The organism is Paenibacillus andongensis, assembly GCF_025369935.1.
In the GTDB taxonomy this organism is placed as follows: Bacteria; Bacillota; Bacilli; order Paenibacillales; family NBRC-103111; genus Paenibacillus_E; species Paenibacillus_E andongensis.
In genome coordinates, this window is sequence record NZ_CP104467.1 from 4,789,542 (window position 1) to 4,815,768 (window position 26,227).

At 44.9% G+C, this 26,227-nt stretch carries 24 protein-coding genes; 3 read left to right on the top strand and 21 right to left on the bottom strand.

The features are described from left to right. Positions 1 to 35: 35 nt before the first annotated feature. From ald to NYR53_RS21960, 5 genes are all read right to left on the bottom strand, one after another. Positions 36 to 1,151: an alanine dehydrogenase gene (gene ald, locus NYR53_RS21940; RefSeq protein ID WP_261301287.1), complete on the bottom strand. Its 1,116-nt coding sequence runs from the start codon at positions 1,149 to 1,151 to the stop codon at positions 36 to 38. A 122-nt stretch (positions 1,152 to 1,273) separates the two neighbouring features. After that, positions 1,274 to 2,929 (bottom strand): PucR family transcriptional regulator, encoded by a 1,656-nt coding sequence (locus NYR53_RS21945; protein ID WP_261301288.1) that lies wholly within the window; start codon positions 2,927 to 2,929, stop codon positions 1,274 to 1,276. A gap of 186 nt (positions 2,930 to 3,115) precedes the next feature. Next, a complete protein-coding gene (locus NYR53_RS21950; RefSeq protein WP_261301289.1) occupies positions 3,116 to 4,267 on the bottom strand; it encodes a DUF2264 domain-containing protein in 1,152 nt (383 codons plus the stop codon). After that, positions 4,260 to 5,375 carry a glycoside hydrolase family 88 protein gene (locus NYR53_RS21955; RefSeq protein WP_261301290.1) on the bottom strand — a complete coding sequence of 372 codons (1,116 nt, stop codon included), beginning with the start codon at positions 5,373 to 5,375 and terminating at the stop codon, positions 4,260 to 4,262. The genes NYR53_RS21950 and NYR53_RS21955 overlap by 8 nt, the downstream gene beginning before the upstream one ends. Before the next feature lie 7 nt (positions 5,376 to 5,382). Next, the gene (locus NYR53_RS21960) at positions 5,383 to 6,411 is read right to left on the bottom strand and encodes a LacI family DNA-binding transcriptional regulator (RefSeq protein WP_261301291.1); all 1,029 of its coding nucleotides are present in this window, start codon (positions 6,409 to 6,411) and stop codon (positions 5,383 to 5,385) included. Positions 6,412 to 6,697: 286 nt separating this feature from the next. Here NYR53_RS21960 and NYR53_RS21965 point away from each other — a divergent pair, with 286 nt between their 5' ends. Together NYR53_RS21965 and NYR53_RS21970 are read left to right on the top strand one after the other, a co-directional pair. Then, positions 6,698 to 6,808, top strand: a complete 111-nt coding sequence (locus NYR53_RS21965; RefSeq protein ID WP_157036562.1) for a sporulation protein YjcZ — start codon at positions 6,698 to 6,700, stop codon at positions 6,806 to 6,808. Positions 6,809 to 6,957: 149 nt separating this feature from the next. Beyond that, positions 6,958 to 7,065, top strand: a complete 108-nt coding sequence (locus NYR53_RS21970; protein WP_171689839.1) for a YjcZ family sporulation protein — start codon at positions 6,958 to 6,960, stop codon at positions 7,063 to 7,065. Between the two features lie 441 nt (positions 7,066 to 7,506). Here NYR53_RS21970 and NYR53_RS21975 read toward each other — a convergent pair whose 3' ends face one another. The 16 genes from NYR53_RS21975 to NYR53_RS22050 all read right to left on the bottom strand — a co-directional run bounded on the left by NYR53_RS21975 (position 7,507) and on the right by NYR53_RS22050 (position 24,531). Further along, on the bottom strand, positions 7,507 to 8,289 hold the full coding sequence (locus NYR53_RS21975; RefSeq protein ID WP_261306480.1) for an SDR family NAD(P)-dependent oxidoreductase: 783 nt from the start codon (positions 8,287 to 8,289) through the stop codon (positions 7,507 to 7,509). 334 nt (positions 8,290 to 8,623) lie between these two features. Beyond that, a complete protein-coding gene (locus NYR53_RS21980; protein WP_261301292.1) occupies positions 8,624 to 9,709 on the bottom strand; it encodes a Gfo/Idh/MocA family protein in 1,086 nt (361 codons plus the stop codon). Between the two features lie 33 nt (positions 9,710 to 9,742). Continuing rightward, a complete protein-coding gene (locus NYR53_RS21985) occupies positions 9,743 to 10,825 on the bottom strand; it encodes a Gfo/Idh/MocA family protein (RefSeq protein ID WP_261301293.1) in 1,083 nt (360 codons plus the stop codon). Positions 10,826 to 10,977: 152 nt separating this feature from the next. Next, positions 10,978 to 11,652 carry a PliI family lysozyme inhibitor of I-type lysozyme gene (locus NYR53_RS21990; RefSeq protein WP_261301294.1) on the bottom strand — a complete coding sequence of 225 codons (675 nt, stop codon included), beginning with the start codon at positions 11,650 to 11,652 and terminating at the stop codon, positions 10,978 to 10,980. Positions 11,653 to 11,759: 107 nt separating this feature from the next. After that, on the bottom strand, positions 11,760 to 13,184 hold the full coding sequence (locus NYR53_RS21995; protein WP_261301295.1) for an aldehyde dehydrogenase family protein: 1,425 nt from the start codon (positions 13,182 to 13,184) through the stop codon (positions 11,760 to 11,762). 7 nt (positions 13,185 to 13,191) lie between these two features. Further along, entirely contained in the window at positions 13,192 to 14,559 is a 1,368-nt protein-coding gene (gabT, locus tag NYR53_RS22000; RefSeq protein WP_261301296.1) for a 4-aminobutyrate--2-oxoglutarate transaminase, read from the bottom strand. Between the two features lie 267 nt (positions 14,560 to 14,826). After that, positions 14,827 to 16,137, bottom strand: coding sequence for an RNA polymerase factor sigma-54 (rpoN, locus tag NYR53_RS22005; RefSeq protein WP_261301297.1), 1,311 nt, complete (start codon positions 16,135 to 16,137; stop codon positions 14,827 to 14,829). A 260-nt stretch (positions 16,138 to 16,397) separates the two neighbouring features. Further along, the gene (gene glpX, locus NYR53_RS22010; RefSeq protein ID WP_261301298.1) at positions 16,398 to 17,363 is read right to left on the bottom strand and encodes a class II fructose-bisphosphatase; all 966 of its coding nucleotides are present in this window, start codon (positions 17,361 to 17,363) and stop codon (positions 16,398 to 16,400) included. Between the two features lie 41 nt (positions 17,364 to 17,404). Then, positions 17,405 to 18,205, bottom strand: a complete 801-nt coding sequence (locus NYR53_RS22015; RefSeq protein ID WP_261301299.1) for a pyruvate, water dikinase regulatory protein — start codon at positions 18,203 to 18,205, stop codon at positions 17,405 to 17,407. Between the two features lie 15 nt (positions 18,206 to 18,220). After that, positions 18,221 to 18,832, bottom strand: coding sequence for a helix-turn-helix transcriptional regulator (locus NYR53_RS22020; protein ID WP_261301300.1), 612 nt, complete (start codon positions 18,830 to 18,832; stop codon positions 18,221 to 18,223). Positions 18,833 to 18,912: 80 nt separating this feature from the next. Then, on the bottom strand, positions 18,913 to 20,481 hold the full coding sequence (pckA, locus tag NYR53_RS22025) for a phosphoenolpyruvate carboxykinase (ATP) (protein WP_261301301.1): 1,569 nt from the start codon (positions 20,479 to 20,481) through the stop codon (positions 18,913 to 18,915). A 223-nt stretch (positions 20,482 to 20,704) separates the two neighbouring features. Further along, positions 20,705 to 21,247, bottom strand: a complete 543-nt coding sequence (locus NYR53_RS22030; protein WP_261301302.1) for a chromate transporter — start codon at positions 21,245 to 21,247, stop codon at positions 20,705 to 20,707. A 15-nt stretch (positions 21,248 to 21,262) separates the two neighbouring features. Beyond that, on the bottom strand, positions 21,263 to 21,907 hold the full coding sequence (locus tag NYR53_RS22035) for a chromate transporter (protein ID WP_261301303.1): 645 nt from the start codon (positions 21,905 to 21,907) through the stop codon (positions 21,263 to 21,265). Positions 21,908 to 22,169: 262 nt separating this feature from the next. Continuing rightward, positions 22,170 to 22,784, bottom strand: coding sequence for a YitT family protein (locus NYR53_RS22040; RefSeq protein WP_261301304.1), 615 nt, complete (start codon positions 22,782 to 22,784; stop codon positions 22,170 to 22,172). 143 nt (positions 22,785 to 22,927) lie between these two features. Next, the gene (locus NYR53_RS22045) at positions 22,928 to 23,410 is read right to left on the bottom strand and encodes a YhcN/YlaJ family sporulation lipoprotein (RefSeq protein ID WP_261301305.1); all 483 of its coding nucleotides are present in this window, start codon (positions 23,408 to 23,410) and stop codon (positions 22,928 to 22,930) included. Between the two features lie 191 nt (positions 23,411 to 23,601). Further along, positions 23,602 to 24,531, bottom strand: coding sequence for a DMT family transporter (locus NYR53_RS22050; RefSeq protein ID WP_261301306.1), 930 nt, complete (start codon positions 24,529 to 24,531; stop codon positions 23,602 to 23,604). Positions 24,532 to 24,818: 287 nt separating this feature from the next. On the opposite strand from NYR53_RS22050, the gene NYR53_RS22055 reads away from it, so the two are divergent. Then, on the top strand, positions 24,819 to 26,222 hold the full coding sequence (locus tag NYR53_RS22055; protein WP_261301307.1) for a spore germination protein: 1,404 nt from the start codon (positions 24,819 to 24,821) through the stop codon (positions 26,220 to 26,222). Positions 26,223 to 26,227: the final 5 nt, after the last annotated feature.

The window sequence follows — 26,227 nt, forward strand, 5'->3', positions numbered from 1 at the left end:
GTTGCGGAAGTCCTCAAAAGTTCAATCACTATTCATTACTTTAAGAGCGAGTAAATATCGGTATAGCTGTAGCCATGTGCCTCAGCAACAGCTTGGTAAGTAACATGACCCGCGACCACGTTGATGCCCTTTGCAATCGCTTTGTTGTCCAAAGCTGCACGTGCATAGCCTTTGCTTGCAATTTGCAAGCCATACGGTGTTGTCACATTCGTCAGTGCCAGCGTGGACGTACGTGCGACAGCTCCTGGCATGTTGGCCACCGCGTAATGAATGACACCATGCTTCACATAGGTCGGTTGATCATGCGTCGTAATGCGGTCGATCGTCTCGATGGAGCCGCCTTGGTCAATTGCAACATCAACGATAACGCTGCCAGGGCTCATCATTTTGACCATGTCTTCGGTCACGAGACGCGGTGCGCGAGCTCCTGGAATAAGGACAGCTCCAATGACCAAATCAGCGCGACGAACGACCTCGGCGATGTTGTAGGGATTGGACATAATTGTCTTCACGCGACCTTGGAACTGATCGTCCAATTGACGTAAGCGATCTGGATTCAAGTCAACGATGCTAACATCAGCACCAAGACCGATGGCCATTTTCGCCGCATTCGCACCAACAATCCCCCCACCAATTACAGCTACCTTACCGGGCTCAACTCCGGGTACACCGCCTAGTAGAATTCCTTTACCCCCATGCGCTTTCTCTAGGAAATGAGCACCGATTTGAACGGACATGCGTCCTGCCACTTCACTCATTGGCGTCAGCAATGGAAGGCTGCCGTTGTCCAATTGAATGGTTTCATAGGCGATTGCAGTTACTTTATTATGAGCTAAAGCGTGCGTCAATTCGGCCTCAGGTGCAAGGTGTAAATACGTGTATAAAATCAAACCCTCGTGGAAGTAACCATACTCTTCAGGGAGTGGTTCTTTCACTTTAACGACCATATCTGCCGACCATACTTCAGCAGCTGAGGCAACGATGGTTGCCCCTGCCCCTGCATAATCTTCATCCGTAAATCCAATGCTTTGACCTGCTAAGGTTTCGATGATAATGTCATGACCTGCTTTTTTGTAAGATAGCACGGAGCTAGGCGTCATGCCCACACGAAACTCATTATTTTTTATTTCCTTAGGAACCCCAATGATCATTCTGCATCTACCTCTCTGGATGATCCCATAAAAAATGGATCAATCTCATCTCGTCTCCAAGTATAAGACCGATCCATGGACGTTCCATTAGACAAATTGTAAAAAATGTTTACAAATTCTTTTCACATTTTCATTTGCGGATTCAAAAGCTGGTAAGCCCGTATCCCCACCTGAAGCGCCAAGCGCTTTTCCGGCAGCATGTAGTCGGCTCCAAGCAGCTCTTCTATTTTTTCCAAGCGGTAATAAAGCGATTGTCGGACGATAAATAGCTGCTGAGCTGCAATTTGCTTGGAGCCATCCGTATCGAGGTAAACCTTGAGTGTGCGCAGGAGCTCGCTGCCTTTCATTTGATCATGATCGATGATTGGTCCTAGATACGTACGTACGAAGGATTGTAATATCTGTTTATCTGGCATGTGTAATAACAATTGAAACACGCCAAGCTCATCGAAAAACAGCACCTTTCCCTGCAGTGTTGGAGAAAGCGAAATCGCTTGAAGCGCCTCCTGGTAGCTAATGTGAGCTTGCAAAAAGCTTCGATTGCTCTGGCCAACGCCAATGGTTAACTTGATCTCATCCTCGGCCTTCAGGTATTGAATGGATTGGAAAACCTGCTGAAGGCGTTCTTTAGACGGCCGTTTTTTCGTTGCTTTATCAAAGGCTACGACGACGAGTCTATTATTTTTTAACGTAATCAATGGATGAAAGGAATGCTGCTCAAAAACAGATCTTACGGCAAGTGAAAGATGAATACCCGAAGACTCCACTCCCTCTTCTTCCTTGTTATCCCCCTCCGCTTGTTCATGCTCAAATTCGATCAAAATGACGTGATAGGGTAGCTCGTTAAGCCGCTTAAATTCAGACCCAATCAATACTTTAATTTGCTCTTCGTCATGAATCCGCAGGTGGAGCAGATCATCTACCCAAAGCGTTTGTGAATACAATTTGCGCTCTTCGATATATCGTTTGCGCAGCAAATCCTGTGCGATAGACAATGAGGCGGAATCCAGAATTAAGTACTCATATTCCTGCGGCTTTCGGCTGAACACTAGGATGATATGTGCCCATGTTTTACCCATAGCCCCAACGGGTTGTACGATAACAGTTTGACCCTCAACTTCCATCACGTAAGGAGCTGCTGTATTTCCATTGTTCAGGCTTTCGACCAGTCGGCTTTCAAGAAAATCCAGCCACTGTCCTGACTCCCGGCTCCCTAAATGCGGGATAAACTTCGGCTGTCCATTCAGTGGTACATAAATAACTTGTGCTTTGGTACTACTTTGCAGCAGACCCAATACATGGGAAACTCCTTGTGAAGATAGCGTCATTCGATGGAATTCACGTGATATTTTCTCCAAATCCTGAAGTGCTTTATGGTGTTGATTGATAATATGGGCATGAATATCCTGCGTAATGTCAATGAACCGCACAGCTTGCGGAAAAATAATGAGCGGGAAATGATAGGTTTCCGCCGCTTGTATCCATTCCTGTGGAACTGAACTCAAATAGTGTCCCATTTCGATACAGAGACACGTCACGTTTTTATTAATCAATTGCTTTAGATATGACATGAACAATTCCGTATCGCTCTTAAAGGCAGCTCCTGTCGTAAGGATCATTTCTCCGCCCTGCAGCAATTGTTCAAACTGTATCACTTCAATGATATGTACCCAGCGCACTAGACGCTGTAATCCCTGTTTGCCTGCCGCCATATAAGCCTGCTCAAAACTGGGTCGTCCCAGCACTTCCTGCAGCGTTAATTGATAATCTTGATTCAAAGGAGTCACTCCACTTTCTTTCCACTCATATCAAAAGTTATCCACAACCGTCCATTCTGGCTATCTGTGGATAAATACGAATCAACAGCTAATTGACATAAGTTCAAGCTAATTGTCCCTCTAAGTTTACACGAAAAAAGCGCCTGTTTCATTAGGAAACAGAACGCTTTTTATTAAGCCAATCAATTATAACGCTTTATCAATGGTAACGGTTTGCCCAGACCATACCTTTTGAGACGTCCAAGGGGTATCTGCCCCCTGCCAAAATTCATCATCTGCTCGCAATCCTAAAGGAAGGAAAACAGCGGAACATAAGTATAGGCTGCCTGTGGAGATATACGTTTCGCCAAGTTCGGGCTGGTGTCCGCAAAGTCCAATCTTTAGCCAGCCGGCCTCATCGAATGTATCTGGGGCTTCAATTAGCCGGTGGATGACCGCACTTAATGCGCACCTTACTTGTGCTGGCGCAACACCAGCCGGCAACTCTCGGCGTAATGCAGAATGCGCGAGTGATTGAAAAGCGCCGAAACGATAGGCAAGCGACCGGCCAGTAACAGGAAATGTCCCCTCCGGTGAGATCGATCGCTCCTGCACAGCTGCATAACGCTGGGCTCTAATCAGAATATTCTCGCGCATTTCCGCCCAATCTTCGTAATGCCCCTGAACCTGCTCAATGATATCAACCAACATGGGTTGAATCACGAAGCTGTTGTAATAATCGGCATGATAATGAGGACCATCACCGTACATCCCATCACCAAGGTACCACTGCTCGTGCTGCTTAAGAGCAAAGTCCACACGCATCGTATCCCAATCCTCGCCCATTACACCTAATGCCGTTTCGGTCATAGCTGCAAATAAGAGCCAGTTGTTGAAACCCGGTTTGCGCGTTCTTGTTGCCTTCATGGCTTTCACCAGATTGCCCTGAACACGGCTGTCCAAACGATGCCAAAGCGTGTTAGGGGCTCTTAGGATCGCATTAGCCAAGAATGCCGTATCTACAATCGGCTGCATGCCTTTGGAAAAGTTCAAAAAATCAGGCGACTCCGGATCCGTCGCCGCGTCCAGACCGGCTCGGACCAACTCGCCGTAGTGAAGACGAAGTTTCTCTTCCTCAACGTCCAGAGCTGGATTTTCTAACCACGGTGCCATGCCTACCAGTGTCCGCGCAAATGCTTCTAGATGCGAATACTGGAGCTGCTCCTCTTTTTTATTTTCTACCGGCATTGTTGCGCGCAGCTTTCTAGATGCCAATGCCTTGATCACAGGATCAGCTATGCGAAGCATCGTAGCCAACCAATAGGCTCGGTCATTGCCGGCTGCAGCGCGATTATTCATACCAGTAGCCTTTGATTCCTTTTTCCAATCTAACCAGGGCCTCTAAATAGTAGTAATCGCCCCAAATCACGAAATCATCAGGCGCCGCTCCGCCGCGAACGCTATAAGAACCGCGCTCAATGAAGCCTTGTGCATCTGGCTTGCTTGCGTATGATTTCACTAAGCCAGCCATGGAACGCTGAATCGCATTTTCCAAATAACCGCGATCTGCATCATCTGCCGATAAATGCTCTAATATTTCCAAAGCCCCCGCTGAAGCAATGGCTGAAGCTGAGCTGTCCCGCTTCGTTTCTGCGTTCACAGGCGCATTGAAATCCCAGTAAACAACATCATCCTCAGGCAAGCGGTCAAAGAAATAACGGGCTAAGCGTTTGGCAGTTTCTAGATAAAGCGGGTTCTTGGTGTAGCGGTAAGAAAGCGCGAACCCGTAAATTCCCCAAGATTGGCCGCGAGTCCACGTCGATCCATCGCTATAACCTTGCGCAGTCCCGCCATGAAGTGGTTCACCATTCTCTTGATCAAAGTAGAACGTATGATAGGAAGAATCATCGCCACGAACCAAATAGCGGCGGCTCAAATCCGCATGAATCATGGCAACATCCTTGTATTTGGCATCGCCTGTTTGCTCGTAAGCCCAGTACAGCAAAGGCAAATTCATTAAGCAATCAATGATGATACGGCCCCCATTTTCTTTATCCCCTTCTGGTCCCCAAGCTTGAATATATTGACCCTTCGGTCTCCAGCGCTTCATCAGCACATCGGCAGCTTGCAGCGTAAGTTGTCTCGCAGAGTCATCTTTCTCAATAATCCATTGCGCTTTAGAAGATAAAGAATATAAGAACCCAATATCGTGGTGGTCTAGTGCTACATTGTTTTCGAGTCTTTGCTTAAAGCTCGCAACTGTTTTCTGAGCGGCTTGTTGGAACGCTTTGTCACCGCTATATTCGTAACCTAACCACAAAATACCTGACCAAAAGCCGTCCGTCCAATCCGTATTCGGATTCAAATGATACACATCATTTTCACTTACGTGAGGAAATAAATCCCCAAAACGTTCGATATTCACTTTCGTTTTTTGCAAAGCATCTTCAATGGCTTGTTTCCACATGTTCGATTCACTCCGTTTTCAATGATTTGGTTGATTCTCGTTCTATAAAAGTAAGCGGGACCTCGATCTCTCGTTCCTCAACAGACTCAGCCTTATTGCCAAACTTATGTAGCAGCTTGTTAATGGCCGTTTGGGCTTGATAGTCATAAGGAATATCCCAACTTGATATACCCGGATAACTGTTTTTAGCTATAAAATCGTTATTAATCCCAATAATCTGAAGCTGGTTTGGGATATCAATCCGCAGCTTATTGGCTGCCGATAAGATTCGTAAGGCAACATGGTCATCAAAAGCAACAATACCTACGGGCATCGCATGCCGCTGCAATAAACTTTTAAGAAAAGCTTCTATATCCAAATCCTTCGTGTCCACGATTTCATGAATGACATCGCTTGCATATTGCTGAACCCCGGTATTGAAACCCTTGCGACGCTGTTCGTCGATGACTTTAGAACCTTTACTGCCTACATAGCAAAGCGCTCCACAGCCACGTTCCACCAACAATTTCGTGGATTGTTTGCAAGCCTCGGCAAAACCTAAATTCACTGCGCCTAACGCAATATCCTCCGGCCAGTTCCAACCATTGATAAGAACTAATGGCGTTCCGCTGTTTACGATCGACCGTGTAGATTCGAAACCCATGGCTAAACCATGACAAATCAATCCGTCTACTCTACGCTGCAGCAAAACTTCGAGATTTCTCCGCTCAATATCCGGATCGAATCCCCCAGAAGAAAACACTGATAAGTGATACCCCGCATTATGTGCTTCAATTTGCAAACGTTCAGCGAGCTGTCCATAGTAATTCGTTAACCCTGGTAAGATAAGACCGATCTCATACGTTTTACTGCGGCTTAACCCCGCTGCCATCGTATTCCGTCGATAACCTAATTGCTCAGCAGCCAATTCGACCTTGCGAATCGTCTCTTTGGACGAACGAATACCACCTCGATTCAGCACATTGGAGACTGTGGCAATGGATACTCCTGCTGCTGCCGCCACTTCTACAATTGTGACTTGTTTGGGCTTGCTCATACTTGTTTCAACTCCGTTTTGTTAAACGTTTAACATCCTCTATTAGCTTAATTTGAAACGTTTAACCTGTCAAGAGTAAAATATATAATTTAACAGCTTCTCAATTTCGATGGAACCCACTGGATTTGGAGGATCACTTGACTGCTGTTTGTTCAGCCCACGAACCATTTTTGATAACAATTGATTCCAATTTCAAAACGGGCTCCCTTAACTGGCATTCGTCCATACATTTTATATGCCATTGAAATACAATAGTCTATCTTAATGCAGAAGGGAGCGATATGGAATGGGTTATGCTGCAGGAGGTTGTTATGGCGGTGGTTTGGGTACAAGTACAGGTGTAGTCTTGGTTCTCTTCATTCTACTGGTGATAATTACAAGCGCATTTGTATGGTAATTCGTAAAACACCTTAAATAGAATGCAACATTCGTAGGAAGTACATGGATGTCATTCAACCCATTTTTCACCCCAATCTCTCCACTTGTCCTTATTGATTTAATGGCTAATGAGGAGTCCTCAAAAAACGATGAAAGGAGTGGCTAAATATGGGATATCCAGCAGCAGCAACAACAGCAGGCTACGGTACTAGTTCAGCAGCAGTATTGGTTCTCTTTATTTTATTGGTTATTATTACAATGACTTTTGCTTGGTAATAGAGCGTATTCTGTAAAAATAAAATTCAGATCCACAGCACACGCTGTGGGTCTCTTTCTGTGTGCATTTACATAAAAAAAAATAAAACCATTTACACTTTTCTTACGTAATACTTTTTATGCATGACATTTTTCAGCGTTAGGGAGGTTTCTTGCTTATGACAACGACACTCGCTTTTCATCAAACCGCTTCAATCCGGGACACTATCTCTATGTTGGTCTGGTATTTACGAAAGAAGCGAAGAGCGTAACATGACTCGTGTCCCTACGAAATAAATACATCCGGATAAAAACCTACGACGTCCAGCAGGACGCCAGCGTTCGTCGAGGTTGATTGGAAAAAGGCTGCTCCTCTGAAGAATTCATTCCTTCAAGAGATGCAGCCTTTTTACTGTTAGTAAAATATTCATGTTTAAGGGTTAGAACCCTTCACTGTTCAACCTAAAGTGCCGCACCCTTACCGCCATCTATATTGACGGAAGTGCCAGTAACGTAGGAAGCTGCATCCGAGGATAAGAAGGTGATGACATTAGCTGCTTCCTCCGCGTTCCCAATCCTACCGAGCGGAATGTCATGCTTGGGATCCGATGCATACTCCTCCCAAGTCTGCTCTGGCGCCTCTTTCTTCCAACCTCTCTCAATCTGGCTGCTGCGAATTTTCCCAATGCAAACGGTGTTCACACGAATCTGGGCTGATGCCAGATCTTTACTCATCGCATTCGTTAATGCAAGACCCGCAGCACGACTGACCGAAGTCGGCAGCGAAGAAGCAGGCGGTGTTTTGGCTGCGGAAGTCGTTATATTCACGATAGAGCCGCCTCCTGCTTGACGCATGTAAGGGATGGCATACCGGGAGCAATGAATGGCTCCAAATAATTTCAACTCAAGATCTTGCCGCCATAATTCCGTGCCTACCTGTTCAAATGGCCCAGCTGCAGACGTGCCTGCATTATTTACCAAAATATGTAAACCCCCAAATCGCTGAACGGTTTGTTCCACAGCGCGCTGACAATCAGCTTCCGAGGTCACATCCGCTTGTATCGTAAGCACCTCACCCTCTGTCAAATTACCTATTTGGATAGCGGCTTCTTGAAGCTGTTCCTCATTCCGCGCGAGTATCGCAACTTTGGCTCCCTCTCGCGATAAGGAAATAGCTGTTGCCAATCCAATTCCTTTACTTCCCCCAGTAATCAAGGCGACCTTCCCCTGCAATCCCAAATGCATCGCTTCACGCTTCCTTTCCATCAATCTTAGTTGGGTATTTCAATAATTCTAGCATACTCCTATTCCACTCATTTTTTCAAATTTCTATGGATTTTAAAAAAACTCAGGCCAGCTCCTTGGTGTAAACTCATACTTTAGTTCACGGAGAGGGTGATGTGGGGTGTTCAACGGCCCACAATAACTGCGAAAGTGCAGTTTATAAGCCGAAAAACGGCTTCTCAGCAGACCATCCTGCGCATTCGTTCTGAATAAGCGCGGAAAACGCGCTTATTCAAAAACTGCTAAAAAAAGAGGAGCCTAGGCTCCTCCTGATAACTCTTTTAGGTTTGACGCATTAAGCATTCAAATAAACGGCTTTCCCTGTACGTGCAGACTCATAAATCGCCTCAAGAATTTGTGAAACGACATAAGCTTGCTCAGGCGTCACTACAGGATCTGTATCCGTTTCAATGGCTTTAATCCATGTACGCATTTCGAGATCCGCATCGCTTTCCTTAGCACCGTCATAGAAAGCAACACCGCCTGCTTTCAGATCCACCTCTGTTGTAAATAAACGGCTATGTTTCTCACCGTTGATGCGAAGCCCGCCTTTCATGTCGGCTCCGCCTTCGGTACCGCTTAATGAGCATTTGGCCTCATCGACTTCAAGCGTATTCAGTGCCCAGCTGGATTCCAGCATAATCGTTGCTCCGTTTTCCATCACAATCATCCCAAAAGCGGAATCCTCCACCGTAAATTTACTCGGATCCCAAGGCCCCCAAGCATTGGCGGCATTTTCTTTTTGGGACAATTCGTGGTAAGACGTTCCCAGCACCACTTTCGGCTTGTAGTTATTCATCATCCAAAGCGTTAGATCCAAAGCATGTGTACCGATATCAATAAGCGGTCCTCCGCCTTGCTTCTCTTCATCCAGGAATACGCCCCATGTCGGAACAGCGCGACGACGAATAGCATGTGCTTTCGCGAAATAAATCTCGCCAAGCTCCCCTTCCTCACATACGCGCTTCAAATGCTGGCTGTCAGCACGGAAACGGTTGTTGTATCCGATCGTCAGCTTTTTGCCAGTGCGTTTCGCTGTTTCAACCATGCGCTTAGCATCCGCTGCTGTCTTGGCCATTGGCTTCTCACACATCACATGCTTGCCAGCTTCCAACGCAGCAATGGCAATTTCGGCGTGTGAATCATTCGGTGTTAACACATGAACGATATCAATCGTAGCATCCTCTAAAAGCTCTTTGTAATCTTCATATACTTTAGCTGCTTTGGAGCCATATTTCTCAGCGGCAGTTTCAGCCTTCTCTTGCACGATGTCACAGAATGCGACCAGTTCAACATTCGAAAGTTTTTTCAAACTTGGCAAATGCTTGCCGTTTGCAATGCCTCCACAACCGATAATACCAATACGGAAAATACGTGACATGAGAATACCTCCAGAGTAGTGTGTAGTTTTGAATTAATTAGGAAGTTCAATCGTGACTTCGCGTTTAATGAGAGATGACCGAATGATGCCATCAATGATAGCTTGATTGCGAACGATCTGTTCGCCAGGAATCGGGGCTGGTTTGCCATCCCGAACAGCCTCAACGAAATCGCGGACTTTCTCGTTAAACAAATTTAGTTTATGATCAATCAACGGAATTTGGCTTTCCGTGTGATGTCCGCGAACGTCATGGAAATAGGAAATGGAACCTACATTTCCGTCGAACACTCCGCTCCATGGCCCTTTACCGGCTGGCGTTACTTTGAGTCCGCCATCGGTACCAAGGAATAAGGTCGGTCCTAGTGTATCCATATGCATCGCCCATGAAATTTTGAAATTCAGTACGAGATCGTCTTCAAAACGGATCATCGCGACACCGAAATCCTCTACATCGAATCGACTAGCTTCGTTATGATATAACGGATTCGTTCCAAAATAATTACTGCTGTAAGCGGATACGGTAAGCGGTTTCGGATAGCCCATCGCATTCAGAGCCATATCGAGTGAATAACAACCGATATCAGCCATTGCTCCTGCTCCGGCGATTTCCTTGCTAATAAATGTGCCGCCAGGCATGCCTCTGCGGCGTCCTCCGCCTGTTTCTACATAATAGACCTTACCAAGTTGACCGGATTGAACCACGTCCTGAATAATCTTCATGTTAGGATCATATCTCGGCTGGAAGCCAACATTGAGCATGAAGCCCGTTTTCTTCGCCGTTTGCGCCATCTCCACGGCTTCTTCCAGCGTGACGGACATCGGCTTTTCCAGCATAACGTTTTTCCCTGCCAGTAAAGCATCAACAGTCGTCCGGTGATGAGCCACATTTGGAGTACAAATGCTTACCCCATCAAGGTCTAATTCCAACAGCTGCCGATAATCATCAAAGGCTTGTGCCGAAGGAATTTGCCAAAAATCAATGAATTGCGCCGCTTTGCCTGGTACCGCATCCGCCACCGCTACAATCTCTACGTCAGAAAGCTCACGATATGCTCTGACATGAGCGCCAGCAATTCCGCCGCCTCCAATAATGCCAATCCTCAACGTTTTGTTCATCGAGATTACCTCATCGCTATATGATATTAAGACATCTGTCATAAATGTAGCATAGGAATAGCGATATTTTTAGTCTAACTTTAGGACAATCAGATTAAGAAATTACGACATAAAAAACCAGATGGGTGTTAACCACCTGGTTTATCATGTTTCTACGATGACTCACTTCCGCCTGCTTTCCTTTGTGCATCCTCCAGATAACTTCTATATACTTGCTCATCCGGATGATCACGGGTTAAATCCTCATAATAACGAGTAACCTTCTGGAAATAATACGAATACACATCTTGTATGGGGATAAGTCTGTAAGGATCCCAACGATAGGTTTCCACATTGAAGGCTTGATCCTGTTCACGCACCCAAAGCGCTATTTCGCAAAGGCCGTCTCTTCCGGCTCGGCCAGGCATATCTTCAATTTCCAGATGGTTGTAGAAAGTTCCCGGAGGAATCAGGCGCTGGAAACCGGTTGGAGTCCACTGCACGATATCTAGCTCGGAGGCGGATTCACGCTCATTTTGCCAGCCAATAACAAGGTCCCAGCCTTCTCTTCGTGACACTGGGGCAGCAGCGAAATCCGTAACTGTTTGGGTTCTGCCCGTAGGAGCAGAGGCAATTGGAAACCAGTTACCGGAATAGTTTTTGAGCGAAAACAGATATTGATTGTCTAAATATCTATACAAGGCTGTAATTTCAGGGTGACCATCGCCATCTACATCCGCATAAATAATAGCCGCCGGGCTCCCATCTCTCTGCAAAACGACAACCTCGGCTTCCTGAGGTATACAGCTTCGGACGACGGATTGAAAATCAATTGGGGTCACACTCATCGTTATCCCTCTTTTCGCATCATTCTCAACTAAAGTATATGCGGTAGAGAACTTGCCCCATGTGCACTCAGTCACAACGTTTCGAACTCACGCCAGTTTCGGTATGATTACAACTTCAAACTGATTAGTTTCAGTTCAGTCATTTCTTCCACCGCATACTTCACACCTTCACGTCCGACTCCGCTATCTTTGAGCCCTCCATAAGGCATGTTGTCGACACGGAAGGTCGGAATGTCGTTGATCATCACTCCGCCTACCTCTAAATCTTCTGCAGCTCGTAATGCCGCGTTGATATCGTTCGTATAGATGCCTGCTTGCAACCCGAACCGAGAGTTGTTGACGGCGGAGACAGCTTCATCCAACGTGGTAAAAGGAGTCAATGTCACAATGGGTCCGAAGACTTCTTGACACGAGACCGTTGCCGTTTCAGCCACATTCGTCAAAATCGTTGGCGGAAATAGGCTCGGTGATAAAGCTTTGCCTCCGGACAGAGCATTCGCTCCACCTGCGATTGCAGCGGATACCCAGCTTGCAATGCGCTCAACCTCTTTACAGGAAATCAAAGATGACATGTCGGTAGATTCCTCAAGTGGATCACCAATGACCAATTTCTCTACCGCAGTTTTGATCATAGTTGCAAACGCTTCGTATTTGCTTTCATGAACATAAATACGTTGAATGGAAATGCACACTTGACCGCTGAAGGAGAAAGCTCCCAGCACACAACGATCCACTAGCTGCTGCGTAATGTCCACATTACTGTCGATGATTACGGCTGAATTGGATCCTAACTCAAGGGTGACACGCTTAAGCCCTGCTTTATTCCTCATTGCAATGCCCACTTCAGGACTGCCTGTAAAGGTGATAGCCGCAATTCTCCGATCGCGAACCAGCTTCTCGCCAACGACTGATCCTTTACCTGGGATTACGTTAAGAGCACCCGCAGGTAAGCCCGCTTCGAGCATAATCTCTGCTAATGCAAGCGAACTCAACGGAGTTTGACCTGCTGGTTTCAATACAACCGTATTGCCGGCTGCAATCGCAGGCCCTACTTTATGGGCAACAAGGTTGAATGGGAAATTAAATGGTGTAATGGCCCCCACAACACCAAGCGGTTTACGCACAGTGAATGCTAGTCGCCCCTCGCCACCAGGGGCGGCATCTAGGGGGACTGTCTCGCCGTGAATGCGTTTAGCTTCTTCAGCAGCAAATTTGTAAGTATGAATCGTCCGAGAAATTTCTGTTCTGCCTGTTCTTATCGGTTTGGCCGCTTCCATCGCCAGCAGACGGGCTAACTCCTCTTTGCGCTCTTCCATCAGATGTGCAGTTTTCTCCAAAATGGCTGCGCGTTCGTGCGCAGGCATTTTTTTCATAATCGTGCTTGCAGCCTCGGCTGCCTGAATCGCGTCTTCAGCATCCTCATCATCTGCTTGGGCTACCTGAGCAATAAGTTCCCCGGAATAGGGCGAGAACAAATCGGTATAGACGGCTGCTTCTTTCCATTTTCCATTAATAAATAAATGTTTTTTCATACGAACATCATACCCCCATCGTTGATTTGGCCGGAACTAACTTCCTCAGAACCTCGCCGATAATGTCCAATCCCTCTTGAAGCTGCTCATCTGTAATGACCAGCGGCGTGAGGAAACGCAGAACGTTACCTTGAACACCTGCACTCAGCACGATGACGCCCTCTTCATAGCAAGCTTTTACGCAGTTAGCCACCAGTTCTTTCGAGGGTTTACCCGTTACCGGGTCGACAAACTCAATCCCGCACATCGCTCCAAGTCCTCTCACATCGGCAATGTGTGGAACATCATTTTGCAAGTCAATAAAAAAACTGCGGATTTTATCGCCAATGATTTTGGATTTCCCTGGAAGGTCGTCTCGCTCCATCATTTCAATAACAGCCAAAGCAGCCACGCAGCCTAACGGGCTCCCACCGTAGGTGCCTCCGATTTCCCCGGGCCCAGGCGCATCCATAATGCCCGCTCTGCCGACCACTGCACTAATGGGAAGTCCCGCCGCAATCGATTTAGATAACGTCATTAAATCCGGCTCAATATCGAATTGACTAGTGGCAAACATCGTACCTGTCCGTCCAAAACCCGTCTGAATCTCATCAGCGATAAAAAGAATATCATGCTGCTTACAGATATTGTAAACACCTTGCACAAAAGATTTGGGAGGCACAATAAATCCGCCTTCACCCTGTACAGGCTCCATAATAACCGCGGCAATCTCTTCTGGGGCAACTTCTGTATATAGGAAGTCTTCAAACTGCTTCAGGCAAAAATCTGCATATTCTTCTTCCGTCATCGATGCAGGACGATTGAAAGGATACGGGAACGGAGCTTTATAGGTAGCCGGTGCAAAAGGTCCCATGTTAAATTTATATGGCTTTACTTTACTAGTCAGTGACAAGCCAAGTAATGTGCGTCCATGAAAGCCGCGTGTGAACGAAACGATGCCTGTTTTCCCCGTATATTTCCGAGCGATTTTCACCGCATTTTCAACGGCTTCCGCACCGCTGTTCAGAAAAATCGTCTTTTTCTCAAAATTGCCTGGCGTGATCTCATCTAATTTCTTGGCAAGCTGCACGTAAGGTTCGTACATCGCAATATGGAAACAGGTATGCAGATATAATTCTGCTTGTTTTTGAATTGCTTGGACAACTTCCGGCGGGCAATGCCCTGCATTTAATGAACCGATCGCACCAACAAAATCCAAAAATACATTACCATCTACGTCGTACAATAAAGCCCCTTCTGCCTTTTCAACAAAGATAGGCGTATTATTACTAACTCCCTTAGGTACATATCTTTTTCTTTGCTCAAGCAGTTCCAGTGATTTAACTCCTGGTACTGCACTTGCGATAGATACAAATTGTCGATGATTAGTGCTCATGTTAAGCATCCTCCTTATTAACAACGCTGAAATTAGCATATGTATATACTTCTTAGCAATAATGATGCCACTTTTGTTGTTGGTAGTGGTTGACTCCATTCAATCATCTACGATAACTATATTTATTCATAGTCATGCCGGTCCGTGAAGAAAACGCCGCTTTCCTATTCGGTATTTGCTGTTTGGGGAGCGGTAATAATAACTATCTTTTGCATAGCTAAAAGACAAAAAAACCGCCGAGACAAATTGCCTCTGGCGGGTTCATGCTTACAAAATACTTTTACGCAGTGCAGAAGATAGAATATGCAGCTCCTCACGATATTTGGTTACCGTTCTGCGTGAAATGCGAATGCCCTCTTCCGTTAAGATTTCTACAACCTTTTGATCAGAATAAGGCTGTTTCTTTTGTTCTTGTGAAATGAGTTCTTTGATTCTAATCTTGATTGTTTTGATAGACGTTAGTTCACCTTCATCCGATTGCAGTCCCGAGGAAAAGAAATATTTTAGCTCAAGCACGCCGTACGGGGTACGGATGTACTTATTTTGTACCGTCCTACTTATCGTAGATTCATGGAGGTCAAGTTTCTCGGAAATCATTTTTAAGGTTAAAGGCTTCATGCCGCGTTCGCCAATTTCTAAAAACGTCAGCTGTTCTTCAAAAATAGCCCAAATAACCCGGTACAGAGTCATCTTTCGCTGCTCCAAGCTGCGCACAATCCAATCGGCTGTTTTCCATTTTTCTTTCAGAAAAGAAACGGATTCTTTACAACCAGCATGCTGGATTTGGCTATAATAGTCGGTATTAACCGAGGTCTTTGGTACTGCGCCTGCATTCATCTGGATCACGATGTTCCCGTGTTCTTTATAAATGGTAGCATCGGGAATGATATAAGATTCTTCGATCCGGCTGAAGGCCATACCTGGTCGTGGATTCAAATTACGAATATAGGTGACGATCTCCTTCACTTGTAAGAGTGTTAAACCTAACTGCAGCGCAATCTTATCCAGCTTCATCTGAGCAAGCTGCTGCATACATTGGCTGACCACTTCATAAGTGCCATCCGGTGCGTCGTCATCCTTAGAAATCTGCAGCAATAAGCATTCCTGCAAGTCTCTAGCTCCTACCCCCGGAGGATCCAGCGATTGTAGACAAGCTAGCGCTTCTTCGACAGCCTCACTAGGCTTATTCAAAAACGAGCTTATTTCCGTAATCGAAAGAGGCAAATAACCTCGATCATCTAAATTTCCTGCCAGATAAGCTGCCGTCTGATACAAGGTATCGGAAACCCCTGCTATCCGCAGCTGGCTGAGAAGCCACTGTTCCAATGTTTCCTCTCTCGCCTTCGCCTTCCATAGCGGATCTGTAATTGAACCAGCCATTTGTGAAGATTTACCCGCTTTCAAATACGAACTTGTGAAAGATTCAATGTCCAGTAAGGGATTTTCCAAGGCTTGCTCTTGGAGGTACTGCGACAACTCATAGCTTGATAATTGCAATATATGAATGGACTGCTGCAGTTCAGGAGTCATCGTTAACTTTTGGTTCTGCACTTGTGTTAGACTATAGCCTGTTTTCATACCTTGTTCCTCCTTGAGTTATGCCTTGGTAACACTTTTCGGGGTGTGCATACGTTTCTCTTCATGAAAACGCTTACGGTTATTATAATTCTATTATAGCTCACTAAGTATAGATTTCCAATCGATATCTAGCAAGAATCGTGCCATCTGATTATAATATCATATAAAAGTTGAATCTATTGTTAAAACACAAAGAAATCTCTCCTTATACGAAAGAGAGATTTCTTTGCATGCGTTGATTATATTCTCAATAGGTCATCTCAGGCGCTTCCGAGGTGGTACTCATGCATCTGATGAACGCATTGGATGAAACGGACCGTCTGAGTTTGCGCCCTCATTACGACCGAATGTGTTTCTGCGCGACCGCCAAATAAAAATTTAACCCCGCTCAGGAAGTCTCCCGAGGTTACACCGGTCGCAGCGAAATAAATGTCAGACTCGCCTACTAACTCGCGCATGCCAAGCACTTTGGATGGATCAACAATCCCCATCTCTTTGCATCGCCCTATCTCATCTTCATTTTCCGGAAGAAGCCGTCCTTGAAATTCGCCTCCCATACAACGAAGTGCAGCCGCTGCGAGCACCCCTTCCGGTGCGCCTCCGGAACCTACGTGCAGATCAATGCCCGTTTCTGGAAAAGCTGCTGCCATTGCACCCGCAACATCACCATCATTCAGTAAATGAATTTTGACACCCAGCGTCCGTAAAACAAGAATTTTATCAGCATGCCTTTTGCGATCCAAGATGGAAACGGTCAGCTCTGTTATTTCTTTTTGTAACTGAGCAGCAGCCTTTCTAATCGTTAATTCGAGTGGGTCATCCAAATTCAATTTGCCAACCAAACGCGGTCCTACTGCCAGCTTCTCCATATACATATCCGGTGCATGCAGCAGGTTCCCTTTCTCAGCTATGGCTACCACGGACAAGGCATTGTTCCTGCCGCTTGCTACAATATCTGTACCTTCGAGCGGATCAACTGCCACATCGTATTCGGGACCCAACCCATTTCCTACAGACTCACCGATGAACAGCATTGGGGCTTCATCCATCTCACCTTCACCAATGACAACCGTTCCTCGGAAAGGTATGGAGCTAAAAATGGAACGCATAGCAGAAGTTGCTGCCTCGTCAGCGCTGTGTTTATTCCCTTTTCCCGTCCAACGTGCGGACGCTAAAGCTGCAGATTCTGTTACTCGTACAATTTCCAGAGACAAATCTCTTTGCATACATCATTCACCCTTTCTAATAGGAAATATTGGCTTCCCGGCTATCTGTCTGCTAGGATCAGACCAGCCGTTTCTTCAATGGCCTTCTCACTTACATCGATGATCTTACATCCTAGATCACGATATAACTTCAAAGCGAATGCCAACTCTTCTTCGACTCGCTCCCCTGTCGCATATTTAGCGCCAAAAGGAAGTCCGACGGCCTTTAAACGTTCCGTACGAATACGTACTAGTTGTTCGGGACTCATCGTCAAACCAATCAATTTACTCGGGTCAAGCTCATATATAATTGCAGGCGGCTTTACCTCAGGAACAAGCGGGTAATTCGCCACCTTATAGCCTTTGTGCGCCAAATAAATGCTGAGTGGCGTTTTGGAGGTTCGGGAAGGTCCAATTAAAACAATCTGCGCTTGCTTCATAGCGCTTGGGTCCTTGCCATCGTCACTGTTTACCGTGAACTCTACCGCTTCTACTCGTTGGTAGTATTGTTCGTCAAGCTGATAAAGCAAACCGACTTTCCGCTTCGGGGAACCCTTAAAGGTATCTATGAAAGCTTGCATCATGGGTCCCATGATATCAATGGCATTTACACTTAATCGTATGGCTTCCTGCCGCATCATCTCTCTAAGCTCAGGCAGTACGAGCGTATATGCAATGAAACCATCCACTTTCGCAGCCTCTTCTACTAAAGCACGTACTTCATCTTCCGTTCGGATAGATCCGAAACGCCTGACTTGTACTTGGCTTGCATTAAATTGGCGGATCGTTGCTTGTACGACAGTATTCGCTGTTTCTCCCACTGAATCCGAACAAACGAAAATCGTATGGATCTTCTCTCCCACTTACACTCCCCCTGATTAAGTACCCAGCGCTACATCAAGCAGCAATTTGGTCATTGTTGTTTTCGTAATTCGGCCAACCACTTCATCTGGCTCTTGATCAGCCTCACTCTTAACCACAGGCAGCCCATCTACTTGATGATGAATCATTTTCCGCGCTGCTTCTAATACACTGTCTTCCGGGTGTACGGTCACGATATTCGGGTGCCTGGTCATGACTAGTGAAACGGGCATCGTATTTGCTGTCGCCTGCCCCAGCGTGACTTTTAGCAGATCCTTCCGTGTAACAATACCGGCTAAAGTCCCCTGCATATTCACAACAATCAAGCTTCCTACATTTTCGAGAAAAAGAGTGACTACAGCATCGCTTACAGTAACGGTTTCCCTTAGTACAATAGGGATTCCCATAACATCCTTTACTTTTACAGCTTCTATATGTTTGAATGGCGAATCTACTTCAAGAGCAGCCGTGCCTAGGAAATATCCAACTTTTGGTTTGGCATCGATATAGCGAAGCATAACCAAAACAGCAAGATCGGAACGAATGGTCGGACGGCTTATTCCAAGCAATTCAGCAATTCGCTCCCCTGTAATAGGTGCATGCTTTTTGACGAGATCGATCATTTCCATTTGCCGGGATGTAAGCTCTATGATGTTTCCCTCCTTTCATACATCTTGTCAAAGCTATTCTAACTCATCTAAAGTTTGTTTTAAATCTTAGGTCCAGCTGCGATGATGCGTTCATCGACACCCGCGAATTTTTGGAAGTTATGGATAAAACGCTGCGCTAATTCCTTCGCCTTGACGTCATATTGACTTTGATCTTGCCATGTATTCCTTGGCAGCAAGAGCTCGCTCGGAACCCCTGGTACCGCATCTGGACATAATAGTCCGAAGAAAGGAACTTCCGTGAACGTCGTATTCTCCAAGCTGCCGTTTAGAGCAGCTGTAACCATTGCTCTTGTATATGCTAAATTCATGCGTTTGCCTTCGCCATATGAACCGCCAACCCAGCCTGTATTAATGAGGTAAACGTTGGCCTTATGTTCTTCGATCTTACGTCCCAGCATCTGCGCATAAACGTTAGGACGAAGCGGCAGGAACGGCGCCCCGAAACAAGTTGAAAATGTTGCTTCCGGTTCAGTAACTCCGCGTTCCGTACCTGCAAGCTTTGACGTGTAACCAGACAAGAAGTGGTACATCGCTTGTTCTTTCGTCAGCTTGGATATTGGAGGCAGAACGCCGGAGGCATCAGCCGTCAAGAACATGATGACATCAGGATGACCGGCGATTCCCGGAATCTTCACGCCAGGGATATACTCCAAAGGATAGGCTGCACGTGTATTCTCCGTAATCTGTGTATTGCCGTAATCGGCAACGCCACTCGTAGGATCAAGCACCACATTCTCCAATACCGTACCGAATCGGATGGCCTGCCAAATCTGCGGTTCCTTCTCCTCTGTAAGGCCAGCACATTTTGCGTAGCAGCCTCCCTCGAAATTGAATACGCCCGTCTCCGTCCAGCCATGTTCATCATCGCCAATAAGACGGCGATTCGGATCCGCCGAAAGTGTCGTTTTCCCTGTGCCAGATAACCCGAAGAACAAGGCTACATTTCCTTCTTCACTAACATTTGCCGAGCAATGCATAGGTAGAACATCTTGGCCAGGCAAGAGATAATTCAGAACGCTGAAAATGGATTTCTTCATTTCACCAGCATACTCTGTACCGCCAATCAGTACGATTTTTTTCTCAAAAGAAATGGAAATGAACGTTTCCGATCTGGTGCCGTCGATGAGAGGATCAGCTTTAAAACCGGGCAGAGCAATAACTGTGAACTCCGGCTTATGCGACAGCAATTCCATCTGACTAGGACGAATAAACAGTTGACGGGCGAACAAGTTGTGCCAAGCATACTCATTGACTACTCGAATCGGCAGCCTGTACGCCAAATCTGCTCCTGCAAAACCATCAAAGATGAATAATTCTTTCGTCGCCATGTAGTCTTGCGCTTTTTGATACAGCCGCTCGAATTGCTGCTCCGACATCGGCTGATTCACAGCTCCCCAATCGATATGATCAGTTACAGAGGCTTCATTTACAATGTATTTGTCCTTGGGAGAACGCCCTGTATATTTACCAGTGTTCACCTGAAGCGCTCCGGAGGACGCGAATGATCCTTCTTTGCGCTCGATGCTTACTCTCATTAGCTCTGACACTGACAAATTATAGTGGGTGGCACCTGCTCTTAGTTGTTCAACCTTTAGTTCTATGCTCATTCTCCCATTCCTCTCGTTGATAAGGTATCATATATATAGTGTGTTCTATTTATTATATAGTGTACATTATATAATAAAATAAGTGAATATAATATTGTTTATAGCACATAAAATATTTTTTTATCACTATTCGACACAAATAATACACAATAATATGAAAAACTCTCCTTTCACTCCATCTGTAGGAATGAAAAGAGAGCCCTAAAAGAAGATGCTTTATATATTACTGAAAAAAAACAATGCCCATAACACCCGCGAATACGATGACCATAAAAGGATGGAGCTTGTATTTAATAATGGCTAGAAAGGCACCTACCGCAATAAGCACTGTCGCAATTTGGTCCCAAGATATTTGGTGCTTCACTGGCCCTAATCCCGACCACCCGAAGTGGATCGCTGCAAAAATGATAAAGCCCGTTACGACTGGTTTCAAACCATAGAAAGAAGATTTAAACCATTTATTCGCATGCCACTTATACAAAAAAGCGGCTAAAGCTATAATAAGGATGAGTGAAGGCAGCACCATTCCTAACGTTGCTGCAATAGCACCTGGCACACCCGCTGTATGAAATCCGATTAACGTGGCGCTATTCGTTGCAATCGGTCCGGGTCCTGTACCAGCTAAGGATATAACGTTATTAAAATCATCGGAAGTGAGCCATTGATGCCTCTCCACCTCGTTTTGAATAACAGGCATCATGGCGTAACCACCACCGAATGAGATCATGCCAATTTTAAAGAAAGTAAGAAACAAACTTATAAGCATACTTCACCTCATTCCTCAAATCCCGTCTGCGAAGTAATAGTCGGCAGCACGATTGCTTTTGTCTACTGACATAGAATCTTCTTGCCTCTTGATCGGATTCTTCATTCCCCAGCGTTGTTTCAGGAAAACAACGGCAATCCCGACCAATAGACCGAAAATAATCATTACAATAGGTGATATCGGCAGGAAGAGCAGCAGAAGAACCGTGCAAACTGCGGCTATTAGCGTCATTTTATCAATAATAGAGGATTTCGCCATTTTGTAAGCAGCAGCAGCGATTAATCCTACGATAGCCGCATGGATACCCTCCATAATGGCCTGCATTTTAGGATAACTTTGAAGGAATGTGTATAGGATACTCAGCAGTATCACGATAAAAAAAGTAGGAAGCGTAATGCCGATGACGGCTGCTACTGCTCCTCTTATTCCAGCCAAATGATATCCTACTAAAGCTGATACATTGACGCCTACACCACCCGGAGCGGCTCCAGATATCGCAAGCAGTTCCGACATCTCATCGTCGGTCATCCACTTGTTCGTGATGACAACTTCTCTTTGGATAGCAGGCAGCATGGCATAACCACCACCGAATGTGAGTGGACTGATACGAAGAAACGTCCAAAAAATACGTAGTAAATGACGATAGTTATTCATCGGCATGTTGGTTGACCTCCCCTGCACTTAATTCTATTTTGAACTAAAGATAGATTTTTGTCCAATCAAAAGATTTAATCCCTTTCATTGTTATCGCTTATAATGCAAGATTTACGTCTAGTTCAATCCCGATCATCCCGATTAGTACTCTAAGTTTAATTCACTTTGGTTAAAAGTTAGATTTATGCCTCTATCGGCACAATTGAATACAAAAAACTGCGTTCTCTACGGTAGTAGAGGACGCAGTTTTTGGCACTCTGGTGCTTTGTCATTTCATCGTACAAAGACTAGTCGCTATCCCGCCTGCCGTAATTGTAAGTATGGAAAGCAGGAATGTTTCAGCCGAAAGCAGTAATCCTCCAAGGCAGATAATCATACCATCGATTATAAAAATAATTAACCCGACATTTAAAGGTACCCATTTTGAAAAATATTGAGCCAGCAAGTCCGTTCCTCCGGTACTGGTTTCATAACGCAGCATGATTCCTATTCCAGTACCCACAATAAATCCGCCGATCACGGAGCTGCTAAATGATGTTAAATCCACATAATATAAGATAAGATCACGGTATGGCCCTAAGAAATCGATAACGAATGAAGAAAAAAGCAACCCATAAATGCTGTTGTAAAACATTTCACTGTAATGAAACCATACCAATATAAAAATAGGAATGCTGCACAAAAACATAATTAGTCCTACTTTGAGCCCAAATAAATAATTGATAATAAGAGCAATTCCAATGAGCCCGCCATCTAGTATCTGAAAAGGTATTAGAAAAAAATTGATACCCATTGAGATTAGTAAACTCCCCAAAATGATTGCTGCATTTTTTTGTAACGAAGGCAAACAAACCAGCTCCTGTACAAGGCTTGTCTGATTCATATGCTGATAACTGAAATAAAAGAATCTAATCTTTTGCAATGACTACAAAAGAAAGCGTCATCCATAGACAAGGGAACGCAATCAGGCAGCCGCTAATAATGCCGGCTGCCTCCTCATCAACTTTTTCCAACCCTTATAAGAAATTATTTGGCTGTCGGGAAAACTCTAGCTACAATCTCTTTAAACTGGTCAACAAAACCTGCAACAGGTCTTCCTTGTTGAACATCAAGTACATACGTATTGAAGCGGTTCACTAAATCTGGATTCGTTGAGACGTAAACATTCTGGATATTCGGATCCGTTGCTTTCACTTGATTGGCAATTTGGTCTTCAATATTACGTGTTAATTGTTGGTCGTGTTTTAGCACAGCAGCAACATAGGCATTTCTTTTGGTTACCAGCACATTTGTTTGTTTTACGCTGTCTAGCTCTGCTATTTTCGCTGCTGCTTCTTTCGCTATTTGGATGCGATTATCCTCATTACCTGGTTGTTGTACTTGTTGCTGTTTAATGGGTGTATTTTGCTGTTTTTGGGTATTTGGTTTAGCTGCACATCCCGATACAAGAATGGACATGATCGTTGCGGTTAAAATCATTGTTTTGTGAGATCTTTTGATTATAAACATCTTATTACACTCCTAAATGCATCTGTGTTGTGTGTTTAGTATGCTTTATCAATCATATATTCATCCCTCTCAGCTGCTTGATTTCTAACGAAACTTTCTACGTTATTCCTTTGAATTGTTCCACGGCAGGACGTCAGAAGGCACATTTGGTCTCACATTGAAGTGAAAAACCTAGCGGAAGCTGAAGCTCGCTAGGTTTTTGCTATCTCTATTCTTGCACCTTTTGTTTGCTGCTTCTTTATTGCATAATTCGTGATGTACACCCCAGCAACGATCCAAATAGCCCCTAAAAGATGATACATCCTCAATGCTTCCCCGGTAAAAGCAGTTGCAAAAACGGCGCTAAACATCGGAATCAAATTGAGAAAACCCGCACAACGCTGAGGTCCAGCAAGCTCAATCGCCCGATTCCAGCTCAAGAAAGCTACAATCGATGCAAACAAACCAATATAAATAAGACCAGTTACTAAAGGTGGACTCCAATCAACTTGTGGCGATTTCAGCGCCCACTCCACGGCCGAAAGCGGAAGCAGCAGCACTAAGGCCACAGTCATTTGAATCAGTAAATAGGGACTGGACGGGAATCGTCCTGACATCTTTTTCATACCTACCGAATATAGAGCCCAACACAGAATGGCAACCAGCATGAATAGGTCGCCTTTGTTAAAAGAAAGACTCAACAGCGCCGACAAACTCCCTCGACTAATTATCCAGCTCACACCAGCCATTGACACCAAAATTCCAGGTAAAGCCGACCAAGCGAACCTCTCTTTCATGACTAACCAGGTAAGCAGTACAACCATAATGGGCGTAGCCGAATTCATTAAAGACGCATTAATTGAACCTGTATATTGGACAGCCACATAGGTTAACGTATTGAACCCGGCAACACCGGTTGCGGATAGGAAAAGAATCATTTTCCAACTGCGGAGAAATTCAGCTCTTAGCAGCCAAGCCTGCCTGCCAAAGAATGGAAGAAGACAAAGAAATGCAATACTCCAACGTAACGCAGCAAGCGTAATCGGCGGAATATGCAGGACCAATGCCTTGCCAGCAACAAAATTCCCTCCCCATATACATGTGGCGAGAACTAGCAGAATGTAGGGGGAATTTTTGATCATATTGATTCGAGCTCCTTTTTTGTATATCTCTTGGATCATTCAGTTATTAATTAATTCAGTTATTAATTAATTCAGTTATTCATTCATTAATCACTTATTCATTCATTAATCACTTATTCATTCATCATGATAACATATGATTTATCCCAAATGGCGATGTATAGAAAATAAGACTCTGGATTGGGATCGCTTCCCTGAAGTCGAATAGCGAATTCGAAAAAGAAACATAATAAAGAATGGAAATATTGGGCAATCCTGAATCACAGCGAGGAAGGAGATCGATAAGCATGAACGGAGACATGACGTTTGGAGATGGTCTGCTAGAGCAAACCTTGCAGTTGCTCTGCGATTGCTCCGATTTATCTCATCTGCATCTCCCGCTTCCGCAAATTGATATCATTTATTTCGGTCACCTTGTCAGTACAGAGACTTTAAGAAAAGATGCCATAGAGCCTTTCAATAGTAAAGACGCTAATATGGTCGCTATTCTGAGCCAGTCTTCGTATACAACTAAGCTGCAAGCAAGCGAGCTAGTTACAGGCATTTTGGGTGGAAACATCGCTATTTTCTATAAAAATAGAGGCTACTTACACGAAGCTTACGCGCCTGAATCTCGATCCATCCAAAATTCAGAGACAGAAAGCGTCATTAATGGTCCCATGGATTCATTTACTGAATCGCTAAATACAAATTTGTCGTTGATACGGAGGCGCATCAAGGATTCTGGATTAAAAGCGATCACTTTCACCATCGGTACAAGAACAGCGACGACGATGGTTCTGCTATACTTAGAGGAACTTGCAGAACCCACACATGTGCAGCAGTTAAGCGAAATGATTGATAAGCTTGATATCCAAACGATCTATGATACAAATACACTTTCACAACACTTAACACCTAACAAACTATCGATTTTTCCGCAATTCTTGACAAGTGCTCGACCTGATCATATAGCAGACAAGCTGACAAGCGGCAAAATAATCGGGCTTCTTGACGGGAGTCCGTTCGCTTTCAGTGCGCCTACCTCGTTTATTGAATTTTTCTCATCGCCAGATGATTTTTATCAACCGTGGCCTGTTGCCTCTGCTATTCGCATTCTACGCTTCATTGCCTTATTCATCACACTTTGCTTCACTGCATTTTATGTATCTCTAGTTACTTATCATTATGAAATGATTCCGCCATCTCTATTATTAAACTTAATGGAATCACGCAATAAAGTGCCGTTCTCGCCTCTTCTAGAGGCCATTGTCATGGAAATGACTATCGAGCTGCTTCGTGAAGCAGGCGCACGCTTACCTACCAAAATCGGTCCAACCATCGGTACTGTCGGCGGGATCGTCATCGGACAAGCTGCCGTCCAGGCTGGTATTACTAGTAATATCCTCATTATCTCGGTTGCAATTTCGGCTATCGCCTCCTTCGTCATACCAAGCTATATCATGAGCTCTTCCATACGCTTACTCCGATTTGGGATCATTATTATGGCTGGTCTCTTTGGAAATTTCGGACTGGTGTTTGGACTCAGCTTTATAATGATTCAACTTTCTGGTTTAAACATGTTTGGCATCTCTTATTTATACCCAATTGCACCGTCGAAACCAAGTCGTTGGTTAGAACTTATTATCCGAGCACCTATTCATATTTTGACCAAACTCAAAAAGCCTCCCACCAATAATCCGAACGAATGAAGGAG

What these genes read in the sequence shown, in the direction of transcription:
- ald (WP_261301287.1), bottom strand. Translation starts at nt 1,151, where the DNA reads ATGATCATTGGGGTTCCTAAGGAAATAAAAAATAATGAGTTTCGTGTG.
- NYR53_RS21950 (WP_261301289.1), bottom strand. Translation starts at nt 4,267, where the DNA reads ATGAATAATCGCGCTGCAGCCGGCAATGACCGAGCCTATTGGTTGGCT.
- NYR53_RS21955 (WP_261301290.1), bottom strand. Translation starts at nt 5,375, where the DNA reads ATGTGGAAACAAGCCATTGAAGATGCTTTGCAAAAAACGAAAGTGAAT.
- NYR53_RS21960 (WP_261301291.1), bottom strand. Translation starts at nt 6,411, where the DNA reads ATGAGCAAGCCCAAACAAGTCACAATTGTAGAAGTGGCGGCAGCAGCA.
- NYR53_RS21965 (WP_157036562.1), top strand. Translation starts at nt 6,698, where the DNA reads ATGGGTTATGCTGCAGGAGGTTGTTATGGCGGTGGTTTGGGTACAAGT.
- NYR53_RS21970 (WP_171689839.1), top strand. Translation starts at nt 6,958, where the DNA reads ATGGGATATCCAGCAGCAGCAACAACAGCAGGCTACGGTACTAGTTCA.
- NYR53_RS21975 (WP_261306480.1), bottom strand. Translation starts at nt 8,289, where the DNA reads ATGCATTTGGGATTGCAGGGGAAGGTCGCCTTGATTACTGGGGGAAGT.
- NYR53_RS21980 (WP_261301292.1), bottom strand. Translation starts at nt 9,709, where the DNA reads ATGTCACGTATTTTCCGTATTGGTATTATCGGTTGTGGAGGCATTGCA.
- NYR53_RS21985 (WP_261301293.1), bottom strand. Translation starts at nt 10,825, where the DNA reads ATGAACAAAACGTTGAGGATTGGCATTATTGGAGGCGGCGGAATTGCT.
- NYR53_RS21990 (WP_261301294.1), bottom strand. Translation starts at nt 11,652, where the DNA reads ATGAGTGTGACCCCAATTGATTTTCAATCCGTCGTCCGAAGCTGTATA.
- NYR53_RS21995 (WP_261301295.1), bottom strand. Translation starts at nt 13,184, where the DNA reads ATGAAAAAACATTTATTTATTAATGGAAAATGGAAAGAAGCAGCCGTC.
- gabT (WP_261301296.1), bottom strand. Translation starts at nt 14,559, where the DNA reads ATGAGCACTAATCATCGACAATTTGTATCTATCGCAAGTGCAGTACCA.
- rpoN (WP_261301297.1), bottom strand. Translation starts at nt 16,137, where the DNA reads ATGAAAACAGGCTATAGTCTAACACAAGTGCAGAACCAAAAGTTAACG.
- glpX (WP_261301298.1), bottom strand. Translation starts at nt 17,363, where the DNA reads ATGCAAAGAGATTTGTCTCTGGAAATTGTACGAGTAACAGAATCTGCA.
- NYR53_RS22020 (WP_261301300.1), bottom strand. Translation starts at nt 18,832, where the DNA reads ATGGAAATGATCGATCTCGTCAAAAAGCATGCACCTATTACAGGGGAG.
- pckA (WP_261301301.1), bottom strand. Translation starts at nt 20,481, where the DNA reads ATGAGCATAGAACTAAAGGTTGAACAACTAAGAGCAGGTGCCACCCAC.
- NYR53_RS22030 (WP_261301302.1), bottom strand. Translation starts at nt 21,247, where the DNA reads ATGCTTATAAGTTTGTTTCTTACTTTCTTTAAAATTGGCATGATCTCA.
- NYR53_RS22035 (WP_261301303.1), bottom strand. Translation starts at nt 21,907, where the DNA reads ATGCCGATGAATAACTATCGTCATTTACTACGTATTTTTTGGACGTTT.
- NYR53_RS22040 (WP_261301304.1), bottom strand. Translation starts at nt 22,784, where the DNA reads ATGAATCAGACAAGCCTTGTACAGGAGCTGGTTTGTTTGCCTTCGTTA.
- NYR53_RS22045 (WP_261301305.1), bottom strand. Translation starts at nt 23,410, where the DNA reads ATGTTTATAATCAAAAGATCTCACAAAACAATGATTTTAACCGCAACG.
- NYR53_RS22050 (WP_261301306.1), bottom strand. Translation starts at nt 24,531, where the DNA reads ATGATCAAAAATTCCCCCTACATTCTGCTAGTTCTCGCCACATGTATA.
- NYR53_RS22055 (WP_261301307.1), top strand. Translation starts at nt 24,819, where the DNA reads ATGAACGGAGACATGACGTTTGGAGATGGTCTGCTAGAGCAAACCTTG.